This is a genomic window from Streptomyces sp. NPDC008137, from assembly GCF_042957035.1.
Taxonomy (GTDB): Bacteria; Actinomycetota; Actinomycetes; order Streptomycetales; family Streptomycetaceae; genus Streptomyces.
The window spans coordinates 241,734-260,689 of the sequence record NZ_JBIBHN010000001.1 but is presented as its reverse complement, the minus strand read 5'-3'; the positions used below and the strand labels follow the sequence as shown (position 1 = coordinate 260,689).

Sequence of the window (18,956 nt, the reverse complement as noted above, 5' to 3'; positions counted from 1 at the left end):
ATGAATACGGCGGGCTCCCCGGAGGGAAGCCCGCCGTACGTCTGCTCAGCGGCCGAGAGCGCGCCGTCCGCGGCCCTGGGAGAGGACCGGGAGGTTGCGGGACGACGGCGCTCCCTGGGAGCGCGTGTCCTCCTCCAGGCGCAGCGCCAGCGCCGGGCAGCGGCGCACCGCGCGTAGAGCCTTCGCCTCGGCGTAGCGCGGTACCTGGGCCTGCGCCACGGTGGGGAAGCCGTCGGCGCCCAGCTGGAACACCTCGGGGAGGATGTCCGCGCACAGGCCGTGGCCCCGGCACAGCGTCCAGTCGACGTAGATCTTCTGGCGGCTGGGGCCGTTCTCCTCGGACTCGCCGCCGCCCGGGATGCCCGTCGGGGCCCTGCCGCCCTCGAAGAGCGGCAGGACGCCCTCCACGGGCCTGCCGCAGCCGTTGCCGAGGACATGGGCGGCCAGGTCGTCCGTGAACGCCTTGATGGTCGACTCGAGGAACATCGCGGAGCCGTCCGGGTGCGAGCACGCGCCGCGCCGCTTCACGTTCTTGGCGACCTGCTTGACCGCCTCCAGGGCGGCGGGGCCGCCGCCGTTGAGGATGTCCTCCAGACCGCGTGCGGCGGCCGGCAGGCCGAGGTAGCAGGGCCCGCACTGGCCCGCGCTCTCCTCGGCCAGCCACTGGGCGACCCGCAGCGACTCGCCCAGCGGACAGGTGTCCTGAGTGATCGGCAGGATCGCTCCGGCGCCGAGCGCGCCGCCCACCGCGTCCAGCGAGTTGCGGGAGACGATCGCCTCGTTGACCGTCGCCGCGTCGATCCACTTCCCGTGGTAGCCGCCGGTGAGCACGCCCTGCGGCACCGGCGGCGCCCCGGCGAGCTGCAGGACGTAGCGCAGCGGCACGCCCGTCGGGACCTCGATCACCATGGGGCGGGCCACCGCCCCGGAGACCGTGAGCATGACGGTGCCCGGCTCGTCGTACAGGCCGGTGTTGCCGTAGCGCTCCGGGCCGATGCGGGCGGCGATGGCCAGCTGGGCGAAGGTCTCGGCGTTGGACAGCAGTGTGGGGGCGCCGCCGACGCCGTTCTGCGAGGCGCTGACCTTGCGGCCCGGCGGGACGGCCGGGCCGCCGTCGATCGAACGGATCAGCGACGCGGCGGCGCCGGTGACCATACGGACCGGATTGCGCTGCACCCGGGCGCGCAGTGCCGACCGGCGGCCGTTGTTCAGGCCGCGTTCGGCGAGTGCCGCCTCCATGGAGCGCTGTGTCGACTCACGGGTGACCCCCACCACGAGCGTGCGGGCACCCAGAGCTTCCGCGCACAGCAGCGCGCCGTCCAGGATCAGGTGCGGGGCACGGTTGATCAGCACCGTGTCCTTGCGGCAGGCCGGCTCGTCCTCGCTTCCGTTCACGACGACGACCGGCCGGATGCCGCGCTTGATCGCCGATTCGGCGACCGAGCGCAGCTTCTTGTGGAAGGGGAAGCCCGCGCCGCCGCGGCCCTTCAGATTGATGCGTTCGGCGAGTTGAGCGAGCTGCTCGCCGCCCATCGGCTCGAGCGGCCCGTGCACCTTGAGGTGCATGGGCAGATCGAGCCGATCGACAAGGTCGAAGCCCGACGTGAGCTGAGGAAGCCCGACCACGCGGACTTCGGGTACGTCGGGCAGAGCCTCGTTCACTTAAAGCCTCCGGAGGGCGTGTTCCAAGGTTCGCCCGATCCCGGTGCGTCGAAGTCGTAGGACGTACCGGGCGTTGTTTCAGTGGCGGGACCGCTGTTGTACGTGTCGTTCGGGTAGTACGTGTCGAAGGCGGCGTTCGACTCACCCGTGTCGTACACGTCACTCGATCCATAGCCGGCGGCGCCTGGATTGCCATAGGCCGGAATATTTTGTCCGGTGTCCTGCAGGGGGTCGTAGGGCGGGATGTTGAAGCCCGTGTCCTGGAGGGGGTCGTACGCCGACGGCGGGGCCTCGCCGACCGGGGGCGGGGACGGGATCGGCCAGTTGCCCGAGGTGCTGGAGGGGCCGTCGACGAGCGGCATGTTCTGGGTGGGCTGCATGTCCAGCGGCAGCTCCGTGCGGGTGCTCGGCCCCGGCGCGAAGGCCTGCTGACCCGTCGGCGGGCCCGAGACGGCCCGGTAGGCGGCCGCGAATCCGCCCGCGGGCTCCCTGGCCGCGGGGCGCTCGGCGGTCTCGTACAGCGACCCCGAAGGGGACGCCGCGGGCCTCCGGGGCGCGTCTCGGCTCTCGTAGCCGGGCAGCGTGGAGCCGCCGGTCGCCCGGGCGCGGCTCTCCTCCAGGTCCCTGCGGGCCGAGGACTCCCCGGGGCCTATGAGGTCGGCGAACTTGTCGGCGATCTTGCGCTTGACCGGGCGCGGGGCGGCGCGCAGGGCGAGGGCGGCGGCCACCCCGACCAGGGACAGGCCGTACAGGATGACGAAGATCGGCTTGGCCGCGCGACCCGCGTAGAGCCCGTGCACCAGGGCTGCGCACCAGGCCGGGTAGGCCAGCATGTGCATGGCCCGCCAGCGGGCGGCGACGGGGGCGGGGGACGCGAAGCGGTTGCGCAGTGCGCCGGTGACGCCCACGAAGATCATGAGCATGCTGGCCACGGTGCCGAGGCCGATGAGGACCGACCTGCCCAAGCCGACCTCGTCCCCGGTCAGGAGCAGCCCGAAGGGGATCACCGCGGCGACCCACGAGGTGTGGCCCAGCGCCAGCTTCACCCCGATGTGGATCAGCAGGAAGACGATCGAGGCGACCGCCGTGGTCCGGTGCACGGCCTGCGCCAGGATGCGCCTGCGGGTGTCGAGCAGGACCCGGTCCTGGGCGACGAGTCCCCAGATCACCGAACAGGTCAGGCACACGAGGGACAGCACGCCGGCGCCGAAGTTGAGGAACTCGGCGAACGAGTCGTCCGCCGTGGAGTCGTAGGGGTTCACGGCCGGCCTCCCCGCGTCCCGGTGACCGGGGGTGGCGAGGTGTTACTGCGATGAGGGTTCATGGGGGCAACTCCGAGCGGTTCGGGAAAGCGGTCCCGCTGCCGCACTCTAAGCGGAGCCATACCGATGGGTACGAGGTTTGAGTTATTGCGTTGTTATCAAAGGACAATATGGATGTTGTGATGTCCCTTAGTGACTATTACGCGAAGTAACCTTTGACCCTGGTTCAGCTTTTCGGGCACCGAGCGGCCCTCCGGAAGCGCGTCGCGGCGCGCTGGGGGCCTGCGGTACCCTAACGCCATGCGTGCCGTACGCCTTCTGCTTAGCGGGCCGCGCTGATCAGTCCCGGCCACCGGACGAGTCGAGTGGCCGGAATCGGCGCGGCGTCCCCTCCTGTGCGAGGGGATTTTTCGTTTCTCGAACCCACAGCCGCAGGCAGAGACGATCGATGGAGCTTTGAGGATCATGAGCGAGACGAACCCCGCTGCCGCCGCCGAGGTGGCGGCGCCGCACCGCTACACGGCCGCCATGGCAGCCGACATCGAGGCACGCTGGCAGGACTTCTGGGACGCCGACAACACCTACGGCGCGCCCAACCCCAAGGGTGACCTGGCGGGCGATCCGGAGACCGTCGCCAAGCCCAAGAAGTTCATCATGGACATGTTCCCGTACCCCTCCGGCGCGGGCCTGCACGTCGGCCACCCCCTGGGTTACATCGCCACGGACGTGTTCGCCCGCTTCCAGCGGATGACCGGCCACAACGTCCTGCACACCCTGGGCTTCGACGCCTTCGGCCTGCCCGCCGAGCAGTACGCGGTGCAGACCGGCACGCACCCGCGCGTGTCCACCGAAGCCAACATGGAGAACATGAAGTCCCAGCTGCGCCGGCTGGGCCTGGGCCACGACAAGCGCCGGTCGTTCGCCACGATCGACCCGGACTACTACAAGTGGACCCAGTGGATCTTCCTGCAGATCTTCAACTCCTGGTACGACCACGACGCCGGGCGGGCCCGCCCGATCGCCGAGCTGATCGAGCAGTTCGCCTCCGGTGAGCGGCCCGTTCCGGGACACACGCGCGCGTGGAGCGAGCTGAGCGCCGCCGAGCAGGCCGACGTCCTGGGCGAGTTCCGGCTGGCCTACGCCTCCGACGCGCCGGTCAACTGGTGCCCCGGGCTGGGCACCGTGCTGGCCAACGAGGAGGTCACCGCCGAGGGCCGCTCCGAGCGCGGCAACTTCCCGGTCTTCAAGGCCAAGCTGCGCCAGTGGAACATGCGCATCACCGCCTACGCCGACCGGCTGCTGGAGGACTTGGAGGAGCTGGACTGGCCCGAGGCCATCAAGCTGCAGCAGCGCAACTGGATCGGCCGCTCCGAGGGCGCCCGCGTCGACTTCCCCATCGACGGCGAGAACATCACCGTCTTCACCACCCGCCCCGACACCCTGTTCGGCGCCACCTACATGGTGCTGGCCCCCGAACACCCGCTGGTCGAGAAGTTCACCCCGGCCGCCTGGCCGGAGGGCACCCACGAGGTGTGGACCGGCGGCCACGCGACCCCCGGTGAGGCCGTCAGCGCCTACCGCGCACAGGCCGCCTCGAAGTCCGACGTGGAGCGGCAGGCCGAGGCCAAGGACAAGACCGGCGTCTTCATCGGCGCCTACGCCACCAATCCGGTCAACGGCGAGCAGGTCCCGGTCTTCATCGCCGACTACGTGCTGATGGGCTACGGCACCGGCGCGATCATGGCCGTCCCGGCCGGCGACCAGCGCGACTTCGAGTTCGCACGCGCCTTCGAGCTGCCGATCCACTGCATCGTCGAGCCGACGGACGGACGGGGCACGGACACCTCGACGTGGGAGGACGCCTTCACGTCCTACGACGCGAAGATCATCAACTCCTCCGGTGCGGGAGTCTCCCTGGACGGCCTGGGCGTCGCCGAGGCCAAGGCGCGCATCACCGAGTGGCTGGAGCGCTCCGGCACCGGCGAGGGCACCGTCAACTTCCGGCTGCGCGACTGGCTGTTCAGCCGCCAGCGCTACTGGGGCGAGCCCTTCCCGATCGCCTACGACGAGGACGGCATCGCCCACGCGCTGCCCGAGTCGATGCTGCCCCTGGAGCTGCCCGAGGTCGAGGACTACTCGCCCCGCACGTTCGACCCGGACGACGCCGACACCCAGCCCGAGACGCCGCTGTCCCGCAACGAGGACTGGGTCAACGTCACGCTGGACCTGGGTGACGGCCGCGGCCCGCGCAAGTTCCGCCGCGAGACCAACACCATGCCCAACTGGGCCGGTTCCTGCTGGTACGAGCTGCGCTACCTGGACCCGCACAACAGCGAGAAGCTGGTCGACCCCGAGATCGAGCAGTACTGGATGGGGCCGCGCGAGGGGCAGCCGCACGGCGGTGTCGACCTGTACGTCGGCGGCGCCGAGCACGCCGTGCTGCACCTGCTGTACGCGCGTTTCTGGTCCAAGGTGCTGTACGACCTGGGGCACGTCTCCTCGGCCGAGCCGTTCCACAAGCTGTTCAACCAGGGCATGATCCAGGCCTACGTCTACCGTGACAGCCGTGGCATCGCGGTGCCGGCCGCCGAGGTGGAGGAGCGCGACGGCGCCTACTTCTACCAGGGCGAGAAGGTCTCCCGGCTGCTGGGCAAGATGGGCAAGTCCCTGAAGAACGCCGTCACTCCGGACGAGATCTGCGCCGAGTACGGCGCCGACACGCTGCGCCTGTACGAGATGGCGATGGGCCCGCTGGACGTCTCCCGGCCGTGGGACACGCGCGCGGTGGTGGGCCAGTTCCGGCTGCTGCAGCGGCTGTGGCGAAACGTCGTCGACGAGACGACCGGTGAGGTGACGGTCGTCGACGCCGAGCCCGACGAGGACACGCTGCGCGCCCTGCACAAGGCGATCGACGGGGTGCGCGGTGACCTGGAGGGCATGCGGTTCAACACCGCCATCGCCAAGGTCACCGAGCTGAACAACCACCTGACCAAGGCGGGCGGCGCCGTCTCGCGCCCGGTCGCCGAGGCCCTGGTGCTGATGATCGCGCCGCTGGCCCCGCACGTCGCCGAGGAACTGTGGCGCCGGCTGGGGCACACGGACTCGGTGGTCCACCACGACTTCCCGGTGGCCGACCCGCAGTACGTGGTCGACGAGACCGTGACGTGCGTCGTGCAGATCAAGGGCAAGGTCAAGGCCCGGCTGGAGGTCTCGCCGGCCATCTCCGACGACGAGCTGGAGAAGGTCGCGCTGGCGGACGAGAAGGTCGTCGCCGCGCTGGGCGGGGCCGGGATCCGGAAGGTGATCGTGCGGGCACCGAAGCTGGTGAACATCGTCCCGGCGTAGGCGCGGGGTCCGACGGCCTTCCATCGGGGTGCTCCCCTACGGGGAGGTTCGGGGTTCTTCTACGGGCAGGTTCGGGGTTCTTCCGGAACTCCGGACCTGCCTGTTGCGTTTACCGTTGAAGAGCGGCGTGAGCTGTGCCGCGATGTCTGGAGGAGGAGCCGGTGGACGCAGTGATCGCAGTATTCGCCCTGCTCTTCGTGCTGTTTCTCGGGCTCGGCGTCTACGCGACCGTGAAGGTGGTCGGTGCCGCCAAGCGTGGCGTGGACCGCGGCCTCACCCAGGCCCGCCGCACCGTCGAGGACCACACCCTGCGGGCCAAGTCCTTCGCCCAGCCCGGCGCCGCGGGCGAAATCGCCCAGCTCCGGTTGAAACTGCGCACCTCGATGCGCGCCACCCAGGACGCGCTGAACGCGGCCGCCGCCGAGGACGAGTCCCTGAAGGAGTCCATCGGCCTCTTCCAACGGCTCAGCGCGCACGGCCATGAGCTGGACGACGAGCTGAAGCGCCTGGAGGCCGAGCCGGACCGTGGCGCGCTGATCCAGCGGCTGCCCGGGCTGCGCGAGCGCACCGCACGCGTCACGCAGTCCGCGGACGCACTGCGCTGGGCGGCCCGCGACCGGGCCCGCCGCTTCGCCGAGGACGACCTGGACACGCTCAGCGCCCAGATCGACGTCGAGGCCGGGGCGCTGCGGCACTGGACGACGCCGGAGCCCGAGCCGGCCTCGCAGCCGTGGCCCGAAGCGCCCGCCCCCGATGCCACCACAGCCGGCCAGACCTGGCCGGAAGCGCCGCAGCCGAGCCCCGAGCAGGAGCCGGCAAGGCCCGCCATCACCCCGCCGGGACCGCGCCCCACCTACTCCTGGCAGAAGAAGACCCGCCCCGAGAGCACCACTTGATCCGGCCACTCGCGCCACGGGGCACCGGGGCCGGGCTGCCACACGGGCACTACGGCAGGTAACCTCCAGCTCATGTCCCGCCATGTCGCGATCGTCACCGATTCAACGGCCTACCTGCCGGCCCGGACGATGGAGCGCCACGGCATCACAGCGGTACCCCTGACGGTGGTCCTCGGTGACCGGGCGCTCGAAGAGGGCACCGAGATCTCGACCCGTGCGCTCGCCCAGGCTTTGCAGAAGCGGCGCCCCGTGACGACCTCGCGGCCCAGCCCCGCAGTCTTCGAGGAGACCTACCGCAAGGTCGCCGAGTCCGGCGCCACCGGCATCGTCTCCCTCCACCTCTCCGCCGAACTCTCCGGTACCTACGACGCGGCCGTCGTGGCCGCCCGGCAGGCGCCGGTGCCCGTGCGGGTGGTGGACACCGGCATGATCGCGATGGCGCTCGGCTTCTGCGCGCTCTCGGCGGCGGAGGCCGCGGAGTCGGGCGGCACGGTGGACGAGGCGGTCATGGCCGCGGAGAAGCGGGCCGCGGGCACGTCCGCCTACTTCTACGTCGACACCCTCGACTACCTGCGCCGCGGCGGCCGTATCGGTGCCGCGCAGGCACTGCTGGGTTCGGCCCTCGCGGTGAAGCCGCTGCTGCAACTGTCCGACGGCCGCATCGAACCACTGGAGAAGGTGCGAACCGCTTCCAAGGCGATCGCCCGCCTGGAGGAGATCGCGGCCGAGCGGGCGGGCAGCGGGCAGGTCGACGCGGCCGTCCATCATCTCGCCGCCCCGGACCGGGCATCGGCGCTCGCCGACCGGTTGCGGACGCGGTTGACCGGGCTGGCCGATCTGCATGTCAGCGAGGTCGGAGCGGTGATCGGGGCGCATACGGGGCCCGGGCTGCTGGGAGTTGTGGTTTCGCCGCGGTGAACGTTGCTGTGGGGCTCCGGCCGTCGGCTCCGATCACCCGTGTGAGTGGCGGAGTTGTCCACAGCCGGGGGGTTGTCCCCGGAATGGGACCAAGATCATCGCGCCTGGGCCGAGGTGGCCGATCCTCGTCGCATGGCACTTCGATCACGTTCACGTTCAGCGACTGTGACCAGCGGCCCGGGCCGGGGGCCCACGTCCGACGGCCGCGTCCGGCACCGTCCCCGCCGCCCGCCTGTCGCCCGTGGCCGGGCCAGGCACCGGCACGCCTCGGCTGAGGAGCTGCGTCGGCGGGCGGGGGTGCTGTTCGGAGAGCCTGGCGAACGGGCCGGGGCCGGGGGGCGGGTCGGGCCTGCTGAACGGGGAGGGAAGCGGCGGGAGTCGGGGCAGCGGCCGTCGGCACGGCGGCAGCCTTCCTGGGCTGTTGCGGAGGCCGCCGACGGGGACCGCGCTCGGCAGGGGCGGGATCGGAACGAAGCCGTCGTGGAGCCCGGCCCGGAACCCGACGCCCTCCCCGCCGAGTCGGACAGCGGGACCGCTCGCGTCCCGGAAGGGGCCTGGCGGGAGCGGGCCGGGCTGGCGCTGCGGGAGCGTATGCCGCTGTGGTTGCAGGCCAGGTGCGGTCTGGAGCGGCGGAGTGTGCTCGCTCTGAGCGCGGTGCTCGTCGTGGCCGCGGCGTTCGCCGTGCAGCACTTCTGGACCGGCCGGACCCAGTCCGTGCGGCCGCCCGAGGTGGTGCGAGCGGTGGCGCCCTACGAGGAGCGGGGGCAGGTCGGGCAGACCGAGGAGGAGCGGGGGCCGGGCGTTCCCGCCGGGGCGGCGGAGGCGACAGGTGCCTCGGGGTCGCCCGAGATCGTCGTGGACGTCGGCGGCAAGGTCCGTGAACCCGGAATCCATCGGCTGCCGAGCGGTTCGCGCGTCGCGGACGCCCTGCGCGCGGCGGGCGGCGTGAAGCCCGGGACGAACACCGACGGACTCAACAGGGCCCGCTTCCTCGTGGACGGCGAACAGGTGGTCGTCGGGGGACCGGCTCCCGGCACGGGACCCGGGGCGGGGACCGGCGCGGGCGGCACGGCAGTCGGAGGCCCCCCGGCCGGTGCGGCGGCGGGTGGCGCGATGCCGGCGGCTCCGGTCTCCCTCAACACGGCCACCGCCGACCAGCTCGACACCCTGCCGGGCGTGGGCCCGGTGCTGGCCCAGCACATCATCGACTACCGCACGCGGCACGGCGGTTTCCGTTCCGTGGACGAACTGCGCGAGGTGAACGGCATCGGCGACCGCCGCTTCGCCGACCTGCGCGATCTCGTACGGCCATGAGGACGGCCCCTGACCCGCCGGTGCGGCGGGACGAGGGCGCTTGCGGGGCCGCGCCCGAGCAGGCCCGGTCGTCCGTGCACGCCTCGTCCGGGAAGCGGCTCGGCACCGCCCGTCCTCGGCAGGAAGGCCCCACCGACCTACGGCTCGTGCCACCCGCCCTCGCGGCCTGGGGCACGGCGGCGCTGGTGCTGGACGCATCGCCGGGGTGGGCCGCGGGCATCGTGGCCGGCTGTCTGCTCGCCGTCGGGCTGCTGCCGCTGGCCCGGAGAACCGGATCGGCGTCATGGCCCCGCCTGTCTGCCGCCGCTGTGCTGCTCTGCGTCGCCGCTGCCGCCGCCTCGGCCGGGCTGCACGGGGCGGATCTGCGCCGGGGGCCCGTGCCCGGCCTGGCACGGGAGTACGCGACGGTGACCGCCGAGGTCGAGCTCACCTCCGACCCGCGGCTGACCCGGCCCAAGGTCCGGGGTGATCACGTGGCTCCCACCGCCGTGCTGATCGATGCGGAGGTGCGACGGGTCCACGAGGCGGGCGGCAGGGCGGCGGTGACGCGGACGCCGGTGCTGATGATCGTCGACGTGAGGTCGGCCCACCGGGGTGCCGGGGGTGCCGGGGGCGCGCCGCCGCGGTCGGCGGCCGGTGAGCGGGTGCGGTCGCCGTGGCTCGGGCTGCTGCCGTCGACGCGGCTGCGCGTCAGCGCACGGCTGGCACCGGCGATGACGGGCGGTGACCGGGTCGCGGCCGTGCTGCGGGTCCGGGGCCAGGGCGTACCGGAGGTGGTGGGAGAGCCCTCGGGCGCTCAGCGGCTCGCCGGGCGGTTGCGTGCCGGGCTGCGTGAGGCGACCGGCGGGCTGCCGGCGGATGCCCGGGCCCTGCTGCCGGGGCTGGTGGTCGGGGACACTTCGCGGATCACCCCGGAACTGGAGGAGGCCTTCAAGGAAACCGACCTCACCCATACGCTGGCTGTGTCAGGTGCGAACTTCACCATTCTGCTCGCCCTGCTGCTCGGGCCGCCGGGCCTGGCACAGCATGCCGAACGGCGGGGGATCGCGCCGCGCCTCGGTATCTCCCTGCGGGGGACTGCGGTGCTCGGGGGTGCGCTCTCCCTCGGGTTCGTCGTGGTGTGCAGACCGGATCCGAGCGTGGTGCGGGCCGCGGCCTGCGGAGCCGTCGCCCTGCTCGCCCTGGCGACCGGCCGCCGGAGGTCACTGATCCCGGCGCTGGCGACGGCGGTCCTGCTGCTGGTGCTGTACGACCCTTGGCTGGCGAGGAGTTACGGCTTCCTGCTGTCCGTCGTGGCCACCGGGGCGCTGCTCACGCTCGCGCCCCGGTGGAGCGCCGGTCTGCGGCGACGCGGGGTCCCGCCCAGGCTCGCCGAGGCACTGGCCGCCGCAGCCGCCGCGCAGGCTCTGTGCGCACCCGTGGTCACCGTGCTGTCGGCGCGGGTGAGCCTGGTCGCGGTGCCGTGCAACCTGCTCGCGGAGTTCGCGATCGCGCCCGCCACCGTGCTGGGCTTCGCGGCACTGGCCACGGCACCGGTGGGGATGCCCCTGGCCAAGGCCCTGGCGTGGGGCGCGCATTGGCCCGCCGAATGGATCGCGGAGATCGCCCGGACGGGGGCGGCGTTGCCGGGGGCGGGCGTGGACTGGCCGGGCAGCTGGGCGGGCGCGGCGCTGCTCGCGGCCGTGACCCTGGGCGTGCTCCTCGTGGGGCGGCGGCTGCTCGGGCATCCGTGGTGGTGCGGGGTCTGCGGGCTGCTGCTGGCGCTGGCGGTGGTGCAGCCGCCGCCGCTGACCCGGGTGATCACGGGCTGGCCGCCGCCGGGCTGGCGGCTGGTGATGTGCGACGTGGGGCAGGGGGACGCCATGGTGCTCGCGGCGGGTGAGGGCGCCGGAGTGGTGGTGGACGCGGGGCCCGATCCGCAGCTCGTCGACCACTGCCTGCGCGCCCTCGGCATCACCACCATCCCGCTGGTCGTGCTCACCCACTTCCACGCCGATCATGTGGCAGGGCTGCCCGGGGTGCTGCGCGGTAGGGCCGTGGGTGCGATCGAGACGACCGGCTTCGAGGAGCCCGCGGACCAGGCCGCGTTCGTACGGAGACAGGCGGCGGCCCGGCGGGTGCCCGTGACGAGCGCCGCCGCCGGGGAGCGGCGCCGCGCGGGCGGGCTGTCCTGGCAGGTGGTGTGGCCGCCACCGAGCCCGCCACCGCCGTCGGCGGCCTCGCCACCGGGTTCGCTTCCGCAGGTGCTCCCGGCCCACCCGGTGCCGGAGGGGCCGAACGACGCCAGTGTGGCCATGCTGGTCCGGACGGCGGGGCTGCGGCTGCTCCTCCTCGGGGACCTCGAACCCCCGGCCCAGCGAGCGCTGGCCAGGTCGTCGGCGGCCGAGGCGCTGCAGGGCGTGGACGTGCTGAAAGTCGCGCACCACGGCTCGGCCTACCAGGATCCCGGACTCATACGCCGGGCCGCACCGCGGCTGGCCCTGATCAGCTGCGGTGCCGACAACACCTACGGGCATCCGGCGCCCGGCACGGTGGCGGCGCTCCGCGCCGGGGGTGCGACGGTGCTGCGGACGGACCGGGACGGCGCACTGGCGGTCGTAGGAGAGGGCGGAGCGCTGAGGGTGGCGCGAGACTGAGGGTATGAATTCAGCACAGGTTGATGCCTATCTCCGCCGCCTCGGGGTCGAGCCCCCGGCGTGGCCCACGGTCGACGCGCTGCGCGAGTTGCACCTGCGGCATCTGCAGACCGTGCCGTTCGAGAACCTCTCCATCCATCTCGGCGAGGAGATCGTGCTGGAGGAGAAGCGGCTGCTGGACAAGGTGGTGGGCGCCGGGCGGGGCGGGTTCTGCTACGAACTCAACGGATCCTTCGGGGCGTTGCTCGGCGCGCTGGGGTACGAGGTGGCGCTGCTCGCGGGGCGGGTGTACGGGGACGAGGAGCGGCTCGGGATCCCGTACGACCATCTCGCGCTGCGGGTGCGGACGGTGGACGGGGGCGACTGGCTGGCCGACGTCGGGTTCGGGGCGCACAGCCACCTTCCGCTGGCGTTCCGGGAACGGGGAGAACAGGAGGACCCGGGGGGCACGTTCCGGATCGTGGAGGCGGGGCCGGACGCGGCCGGGGTGCGCGGTGGACACGACACGGTGGAGGCGGCGGACCTGCGGGTGATCCGTGACGGCAGGCCGCAGTACCGCCTGGAGGTGCGGCCGCGAGCGCTCGGTGACTTCGTGGCCGGGGCGTGGTGGCACAGCACGTCGCCGGTGTCGCACTTCACGCGGTCGCTGGTCTGTTCGCGGGTCACGGAGGACGGCGGGAGAATCACGCTCAGCGGACGCAAGTTCACGGTGACGGCGGCCGACGGGACACGGGAGGAGCGGGCGCTGGAGACGGACGAGGAGGTGCTCGGGGTGTACCGGGAGCGGTTCGGGATCGAGCTCGGCGCGGTGCCGGAGGTCCGGGGCACCGGACGGGAAGGCTGATCCGGACCCGCGGCCGTTCCGGACTCGCCGCGTGGGCTGTTCCTGACCCGCCAGGAAGGCTCATTCGGTTCAGAAGGCGCACACCGTCCACACATGGGCCACATGGTTCCAGTCGGCGCTACTCGGGAGTAGTGCCATCACATGTGCTGGATTCCCGTGATGTGGTCGCGTGTTGCCTCGAAAGCCTCATCGGTGGTCGAATGCATCCTCGGTAAACAGTGATCAAACCGCTGACTTCGAGTCGCACGAGGTGTCCAGATGATCGGCCGCTGGCTGGGAAGCCGAACCAACCGGGAGCACCGGACGAGTCCTCTGGCGGCGGTGCCGACGCCGCCGAGTGCGGGGGTGCTGAGCTGCCGGGTGCTCGATCCGGTCAACGAGCCGGTCAGACACGCTGAGTTCGCGGTCACGGACGCCATGGGGCGTGCGGTGGTCAGCGGGGGCGCGGATCCGTTCGGGTCGTTCGTGACGACGGTGCCCGCGGGGGAGTACCGGCTCGCGGTGTCGGCGGAGGGATACACGCCGTACCGGGCGACGACGCAGGTCGCCGAGAACACACTCGCGTCGCTCGGGGACGTGACACTGCAGGTGGCTCAGCCGCCGGAGCTGCCCGAGCCCGGCGACTGGGAGATCGAGTCGGCGCACTCCTCGCTCGCCTTCACCGCGCGGCACATCGGACTGGCCCGGATCCACGGGCAGTTCAAGTCGTTCGCGGGTGTCATACGGGTCACCGAGCCGCTGGAGCGGTCGGCGATGCATGTGGTGATCGACGCGGCGTCCATCGACACCAACGTGAAGATGCGGGACGACCATCTGCGGTCGGCGGACTTCCTGGACGTCGCGAAGTTCCCGACTCTTGAGTTCTACAGCGACCGGTTCGTGCACAAGGGCGCGAACCGGTGGGCCGTGACGGGGGCGCTGTCGCTGCACGGCGTCACGCGGACGGTGACGCTGGACACCGAGTACCTGGGGCTGGGCAACGGCATGGAGGGCGAGGTGCGGGCGGCCTGCCGGGCCACGACCGAGCTGCACCGGGACGACTTCACCGTGAGCTGGCAGACGATGCTGGCCCGGGGCATCGCGGTGGTCGGGCCGAGCATCAGGATCGACCTCGATGTGCAGGTCGTCCGCAAGGGCTGAGCCGGGCGGATCCGGCGGACCGGGCCGCGAGGCGGTGTCGGACAATGTCCGGCGTGAGTGATGTGCGACATGTGCTGGTGCTGCCCGACCGTGATGCCGCGGAAGAGGTGGTCGAGGCGCTCGGGGAGAGGTTCGGGGTCGTCGAGGAGCCGCAGCTGGTGCGGGACGCGCTGGCCGGTGAGGACGATGCCGAGGACGCGCAGTGGCTGGTCGTTCTGAGGGACGAGGACGGGCGGCTGGACGCCGGGGAGCTGGACCGGTTCGCCGGGGAGTGGGACGGCTGGCGGGAAGAGCCGTAGCGCCCCGCGTACGCCCCGGTCCGTCCGGACCCGTTGTCAGTGCCGCGTGGGATGCTTGTCGCGATGGCCAGGAAGACTGCGAATGACGACCCTCTCGCCCCGGTGACGCTCGCCGTGGGCCAGGAGGACCTGCTGCTGGACCGTGCCGTGCAGGAGGTGGTGGCCGCCGCGAAGGCCGCCGACGCCGACACGGACGTACGGGACCTGACCCCGGACCAGTTGCAGCCCGGCACGCTCGCCGAGCTGACGAGTCCGTCGCTCTTCGCGGAGCGCAAGGTCGTGGTCGTGCGCAACGCGCAGGATCTCTCGGCCGACACGGTCAAGGACGTCAAGGCCTATCTCGGGTCGCCCGCCGAGGAGATCACCCTCGTGCTGCTGCACGCGGGAGGGGCCAAGGGCAAGGGGCTGCTCGACGCGGCGCGCAAGGCCGGGGCGCGCGAGGTGGCCTGCCCGAAGATGACGAAGCCGGCGGACCGGCTGGCGTTCGTACGGGGCGAGTTCCGGGGGACGGGGAGGTCCGCCACTCCGGAGGCGTGCCAGGCGCTCGTCGACGCGATCGGGAGCGATCTGCGGGAGCTGGCGTCGGCGGTCTCGCAGCTCGTCGCGGATGTCGAGGGGACGATCGACGAGGCGGTCGTCGGGCGGTACTACACGGGCCGGGCCGAGGCGTCGAGCTTCACGGTCGCCGACCGGGCGGTCGAGGGGCGGGCGGCGGAGGCGCTGGAGGCGCTGCGCTGGTCACTGGCGACCGGGGTGGCGCCGGTGATGATCACCAGCGCGCTGGCGCAGGGCGTCCGCGCGATCGGGAAGCTGTCCTCGGCGCGCGGAGGCCGTCCGGCTGATCTCGCGCGCGAGCTGGGGATGCCGCCGTGGAAGATCGACCGGGTCAGGCAGCAGATGCGCGGGTGGACCCCGGACGGCGTGTCGGTGGCGCTGCGGGCGGTGGCCGAGGCGGACGCCGGAGTGAAGGGCGGCGGGGACGACCCGGCCTACGCCCTGGAGAAGGCGGTCGTCGCCATCGCCCGGGCGGCCCGGTCCAGGGGACGAGGGTAGGGGCGTAGGCTCCGCGCCTCAGCGGACGGGCTCGCCGATGCCCAGCATGTTCCCCTCGCTGTCGCGGAACCAGCCTCCGCGTTCACCCCGGGCGCCCTTGCTCGGGTAGTTCCCCTCGATCTCTGCGATCCCGTCCCGCGTGCGCAAGCCGGGCAGGTCGACCTCCTCGAACACCACCCCGCGCCGCTTCAGCTCCGCCACGGCGGTGTCGATGTCGTCGACCTCCAACGCCATCTGGGTGAAGGTGCCGGGTGAGGCGCCCGTCGACCGGAACAGTACGAACTCCCCGCCGCCGCACCGGTAGAGCAGCCCTCCGGGCCGTTCGTCGGCGGGCTCCAGGCCGAGCTTCTCGGCGTAGAAGCGCCGCGCCCGATCCAGGTCCTGGGCGGGAAGCCGGGTCGCCACGCGGGCCCGGGCCAGCACGTCCCTGTTGTCACCGTTCATCCCTCCACTGTGCCGCGAGTGACGGCCGGAGGGAGAATCGGGAGTGTCAGCCGTACATCGCCAAGACACAGAGAGGCGGCGAGGGGCATGGCTGAACACCCGCACGCAGCGCTCGTCCGCAAGGGATTCGAAGCCTTCTCCCGCGGTGACATGGACGCCTTGCGCGGGATGATCGCGTCGGACGCCACACACCACGTACCCGGAGATCACCCGTTGTCGGGTGATTTCAAGGGAGTGAACGCGATCATCGAGATGTACGAGCGGCTCGGCATGGAGACCAAGGGGACGATGAACGCCGAGATGATCGGCATCTGCGTCGACGGCCGTGGCCATGCCGTCGGGATGACCCGCTTCACGGCCGAGCGCAACGGCAAGCACCTCGACGACACCGGCTGCATCATCTTCCGGATCGTCGGCGACAAGGTCACCGACCTCGACGAATGCGTCGAGGACATCGACAAGAACAACGCGTTCTGGTCCTGAACAGGCCCAAGGCCGGGTGCCCTCCCATGGGGAACAGGAGAGGCACCCGGCCTTCGGACCAAGCTGCTGGATCCGCGCCCGCGTGGCGAACGCAGGCCGCGCGCGGATCCCAGGGGTGCCGGAAGGGAGCGGATGAGAGAGGGCCCGCTCGATTTCCCTCCGGCGTCACATCAGATGTCAGCCCTTGAGCGCGGCAACGCGCTGAGCCAGCGCCGACTTCTTGTTGGCGGCCTGGTTCTTGTGGATGACGCCCTTCGAAACGGCCTTGTCGAGCTGACGCGCGGCGACGCGCTGGTACTCGTTGGCCTTCTCGACGTCACCCGCGGCAGCAGCCTCACGGGCCTTGCGGATCGCGGTCTTGAGGGAGGACTTGACGGCCTTGTTGCGCAGCCGCGCCTTCTCGTTGGTCTTGATCCGCTTGATCTGGGACTTGATGTTCGCCACGAATGAGCCTTTTCAGGTTCTGGCACGGGGCCGCGCGGGACCCGTACCGATGATTTCTTGAGGTAGTGCCTCCTGCTGAGAGGGCATGAGGCACAGCCCCCCACGGTACCAGCGGGCCCATCCACGGCCCAAACCCGTCCATGGTCCCCTTCCGTGGGACCATGGAGGCTACGTATCGATCCGACCCGAGACCGCAGACACTGCGGACGCCTCAAGAATCAGGACCCTGCGTGCCCGCGATCCCTAGCCATGTGCCCGAACCGAGCCGTACCGACCCGGCTCTGATCCGCAACTTCTGCATCATCGCGCACATCGACCACGGCAAGTCCACGCTCGCCGACCGGATGCTCCAGCTGACCGGAGTGGTCGAACAGCGGCAGATGCGCGCTCAGTACCTCGACCGCATGGACATCGAGCGTGAGCGCGGCATCACGATCAAGTCCCAGGCGGTGCGTCTGCCGTGGGCTCCCACCGAGGAGCCCGGCAACACGCACATCCTCAACATGATCGACACCCCGGGGCACGTCGACTTCACCTACGAGGTCTCGCGGTCGCTCGCCGCCTGCGAGGGCACCATCCTCCTGGTCGACGCCGCCCAGGGCATCGAGGCCCAGACTCTCGCCAACCTCTACCTGGCGATGGAGAACGACCTCAAGATCATCCCCGTCCTCAACAAGATCGACCTGCCGGCCGCGCAGCCCGAGAAGTTCTCCGAGGAGCTGGCCAACCTCATCGGCTGTGACCCGGACGACGTGCTCAAGGTGTCCGCCAAGACGGGCATGGGCGTCGAGGCGCTGCTCGACCGGGTCGTCAGGGAGGTCCCGGCGCCGGTCGGGGTCAAGGACGCGCCCGCGCGCGCCATGATCTTCGACTCCGTCTACGACTCCTACCGCGGTGTCGTGACGTACGTCCGTGTCATCGACGGCCAGCTCAACAAGCGCGAGCGGATCCGGATGATGTCCACCGGCGCCACGCACGAGCTGCTGGAGATCGGCACGAACTCGCCGGAGATGAAGGCGGCCGACGGCCTCGGTGTCGGCGAGGTGGGCTACCTGATCACCGGCGTGAAGGACGTCCGCCAGTCCAAGGTCGGTGACACCGTCACCAGCCAGCAGAAGGGGGCCGAGGAGGCGCTCGGCGGCTACAAGGACCCCAAGCCCATGGTCTTCTCCGGGCTGTATCCGCTGGACGGCTCGGACTATCCCGATCTGCGTGAGGCGCTCGACAAGCTCCAGCTCAACGACGCCGCGCTGGTCTACGAGCCGGAGACCTCCGCCGCTCTCGGCTTCGGATTCCGCGTCGGCTTCCTCGGCCTGCTGCACCTGGACGTCATCCGCGAGCGGCTGGAGCGCGAGTTCGGGCTCGACCTGATCGCCACCGCCCCGAACGTGGTCTACCGCGTCCTCATGGAGGACGGCACCGAGCACACGGTCACCAACCCGAGCGAGTTCCCCGAGGGCAAGATCTCGGAGGTCTACGAGCCGGTGGTGCGGGCCACCATCCTGGCGCCCAGCGAGTTCATCGGCTCGATCATGGAGCTGTGCCAGACCCGGCGCGGCACGCTGCTCGGCATGGACTACCTCTCCGAGGACCGGGTCGAGATCCGCTACACCCTGCCGCTCGCCGAGATCGTCTTCGACTTCTTCGACCAGCTGAAGTCCAAGACCCGCGGGTACGCCTCGCTCGACTACGAGCCCACCGGCGAGCAGACCTCCAGCCTGGTCAAGGTCGACATCCTGCTGCACGGCGACAAGGTGGACGCCTTCTCGGCGATCACCCACAAGGACCAGGCGTACGCGTACGGCGTACGGCTCGTCGCCAAGCTGCGCGAGCTCATCCCGCGCCAGGCCTTCGAGGTGCCCGTCCAGGCCGCCATCGGCTCCCGGGTGATCGCCCGCGAGACCATCCGCGCCATCCGCAAGGACGTCCTGGCCAAGTGCTACGGCGGTGACATCTCCCGTAAGCGGAAGCTGCTGGAGAAGCAGAAGGAGGGCAAGAAGCGGATGAAGATGGTGGGTTCCGTAGAGGTTCCGCAGGAGGCCTTCATCGCGGTCCTGTCCAGCGATGACAGCGCGGGGTCGGGCAAGGGCAAGAAGTAGTCACGGCTTACCGTGGGTTACACCGCAAACCGGGTAGAACAGGGGCCCGCCGTGCGAGAGCGCGGCGGGCCCTGCGCGTATGTGGGGTAGCTGTCTGTACGAAGAGACAGGCCGCGG

The 18,956-nt window shown here is 71.3% G+C and carries 15 protein-coding genes; 11 read left to right on the top strand and 4 right to left on the bottom strand.

Translation table 11 applies throughout. The annotated features are described in order from the left end of the window. Positions 1 to 45: 45 nt before the first annotated feature. Both ACFZBT_RS01125 and ACFZBT_RS01120 read right to left on the bottom strand, forming a co-directional pair. Complete coding sequence (locus ACFZBT_RS01125) at positions 46 to 1,662, bottom strand: NADH-quinone oxidoreductase subunit NuoF family protein (protein WP_189723533.1); 1,617 nt, start codon at positions 1,660 to 1,662, stop codon at positions 46 to 48. Further along, positions 1,659 to 2,924, bottom strand: coding sequence for a cytochrome b/b6 domain-containing protein (locus ACFZBT_RS01120; protein ID WP_391097485.1), 1,266 nt, complete (start codon positions 2,922 to 2,924; stop codon positions 1,659 to 1,661). Before ACFZBT_RS01120 ends, ACFZBT_RS01125 begins: the two co-directional genes overlap by 4 nt. Before the next feature lie 465 nt (positions 2,925 to 3,389). On the opposite strand from ACFZBT_RS01120, the gene leuS reads away from it, so the two are divergent. The 9 genes from leuS to holA all read left to right on the top strand — a co-directional run bounded on the left by leuS (position 3,390) and on the right by holA (position 15,369). Continuing rightward, positions 3,390 to 6,269: a leucine--tRNA ligase gene (gene leuS, locus ACFZBT_RS01115; protein WP_391097484.1), complete on the top strand. Its 2,880-nt coding sequence runs from the start codon at positions 3,390 to 3,392 to the stop codon at positions 6,267 to 6,269. 161 nt (positions 6,270 to 6,430) lie between these two features. Then, positions 6,431 to 7,165, top strand: a complete 735-nt coding sequence (locus tag ACFZBT_RS01110; protein ID WP_391097483.1) for a hypothetical protein — start codon at positions 6,431 to 6,433, stop codon at positions 7,163 to 7,165. A 72-nt stretch (positions 7,166 to 7,237) separates the two neighbouring features. Next, positions 7,238 to 8,083, top strand: a complete 846-nt coding sequence (locus ACFZBT_RS01105) for a DegV family protein (protein WP_391097482.1) — start codon at positions 7,238 to 7,240, stop codon at positions 8,081 to 8,083. A gap of 132 nt (positions 8,084 to 8,215) precedes the next feature. Continuing rightward, on the top strand, positions 8,216 to 9,397 hold the full coding sequence (locus tag ACFZBT_RS01100) for a helix-hairpin-helix domain-containing protein (RefSeq protein ID WP_391097481.1): 1,182 nt from the start codon (positions 8,216 to 8,218) through the stop codon (positions 9,395 to 9,397). Beyond that, positions 9,394 to 12,033, top strand: a complete 2,640-nt coding sequence (locus ACFZBT_RS01095) for a ComEC/Rec2 family competence protein (protein WP_391097480.1) — start codon at positions 9,394 to 9,396, stop codon at positions 12,031 to 12,033. The genes ACFZBT_RS01100 and ACFZBT_RS01095 overlap by 4 nt, the downstream gene beginning before the upstream one ends. A 4-nt stretch (positions 12,034 to 12,037) precedes the next feature. Then, positions 12,038 to 12,877 (top strand): arylamine N-acetyltransferase, encoded by an 840-nt coding sequence (locus ACFZBT_RS01090; RefSeq protein WP_391097479.1) that lies wholly within the window; start codon positions 12,038 to 12,040, stop codon positions 12,875 to 12,877. A gap of 258 nt (positions 12,878 to 13,135) precedes the next feature. After that, positions 13,136 to 14,017 (top strand): YceI family protein, encoded by an 882-nt coding sequence (locus ACFZBT_RS01085; protein ID WP_391097478.1) that lies wholly within the window; start codon positions 13,136 to 13,138, stop codon positions 14,015 to 14,017. Positions 14,018 to 14,070: 53 nt separating this feature from the next. Next, entirely contained in the window at positions 14,071 to 14,316 is a 246-nt protein-coding gene (locus ACFZBT_RS01080) for a hypothetical protein (protein WP_391097477.1), read from the top strand. Between the two features lie 63 nt (positions 14,317 to 14,379). After that, positions 14,380 to 15,369 (top strand): DNA polymerase III subunit delta, encoded by a 990-nt coding sequence (gene holA, locus ACFZBT_RS01075; RefSeq protein WP_391097476.1) that lies wholly within the window; start codon positions 14,380 to 14,382, stop codon positions 15,367 to 15,369. Between the two features lie 18 nt (positions 15,370 to 15,387). Here the strand turns inward: holA and ACFZBT_RS01070 are convergent, their stop codons facing one another. Continuing rightward, positions 15,388 to 15,813 carry a VOC family protein gene (locus ACFZBT_RS01070; RefSeq protein ID WP_391097475.1) on the bottom strand — a complete coding sequence of 142 codons (426 nt, stop codon included), beginning with the start codon at positions 15,811 to 15,813 and terminating at the stop codon, positions 15,388 to 15,390. A gap of 87 nt (positions 15,814 to 15,900) precedes the next feature. On the opposite strand from ACFZBT_RS01070, the gene ACFZBT_RS01065 reads away from it, so the two are divergent. After that, positions 15,901 to 16,296 (top strand): nuclear transport factor 2 family protein, encoded by a 396-nt coding sequence (locus ACFZBT_RS01065; RefSeq protein ID WP_391097474.1) that lies wholly within the window; start codon positions 15,901 to 15,903, stop codon positions 16,294 to 16,296. 177 nt (positions 16,297 to 16,473) lie between these two features. On the opposite strand, the gene rpsT is transcribed toward ACFZBT_RS01065, so the two are convergent. Next, positions 16,474 to 16,740 (bottom strand): 30S ribosomal protein S20, encoded by a 267-nt coding sequence (gene rpsT, locus ACFZBT_RS01060; RefSeq protein WP_391097473.1) that lies wholly within the window; start codon positions 16,738 to 16,740, stop codon positions 16,474 to 16,476. Between the two features lie 230 nt (positions 16,741 to 16,970). Between rpsT and lepA the strand changes: the two genes are divergently transcribed. Then, positions 16,971 to 18,839, top strand: coding sequence for a translation elongation factor 4 (gene lepA / locus ACFZBT_RS01055; protein WP_391097472.1), 1,869 nt, complete (start codon positions 16,971 to 16,973; stop codon positions 18,837 to 18,839). Positions 18,840 to 18,956 lie beyond the last annotated feature (117 nt).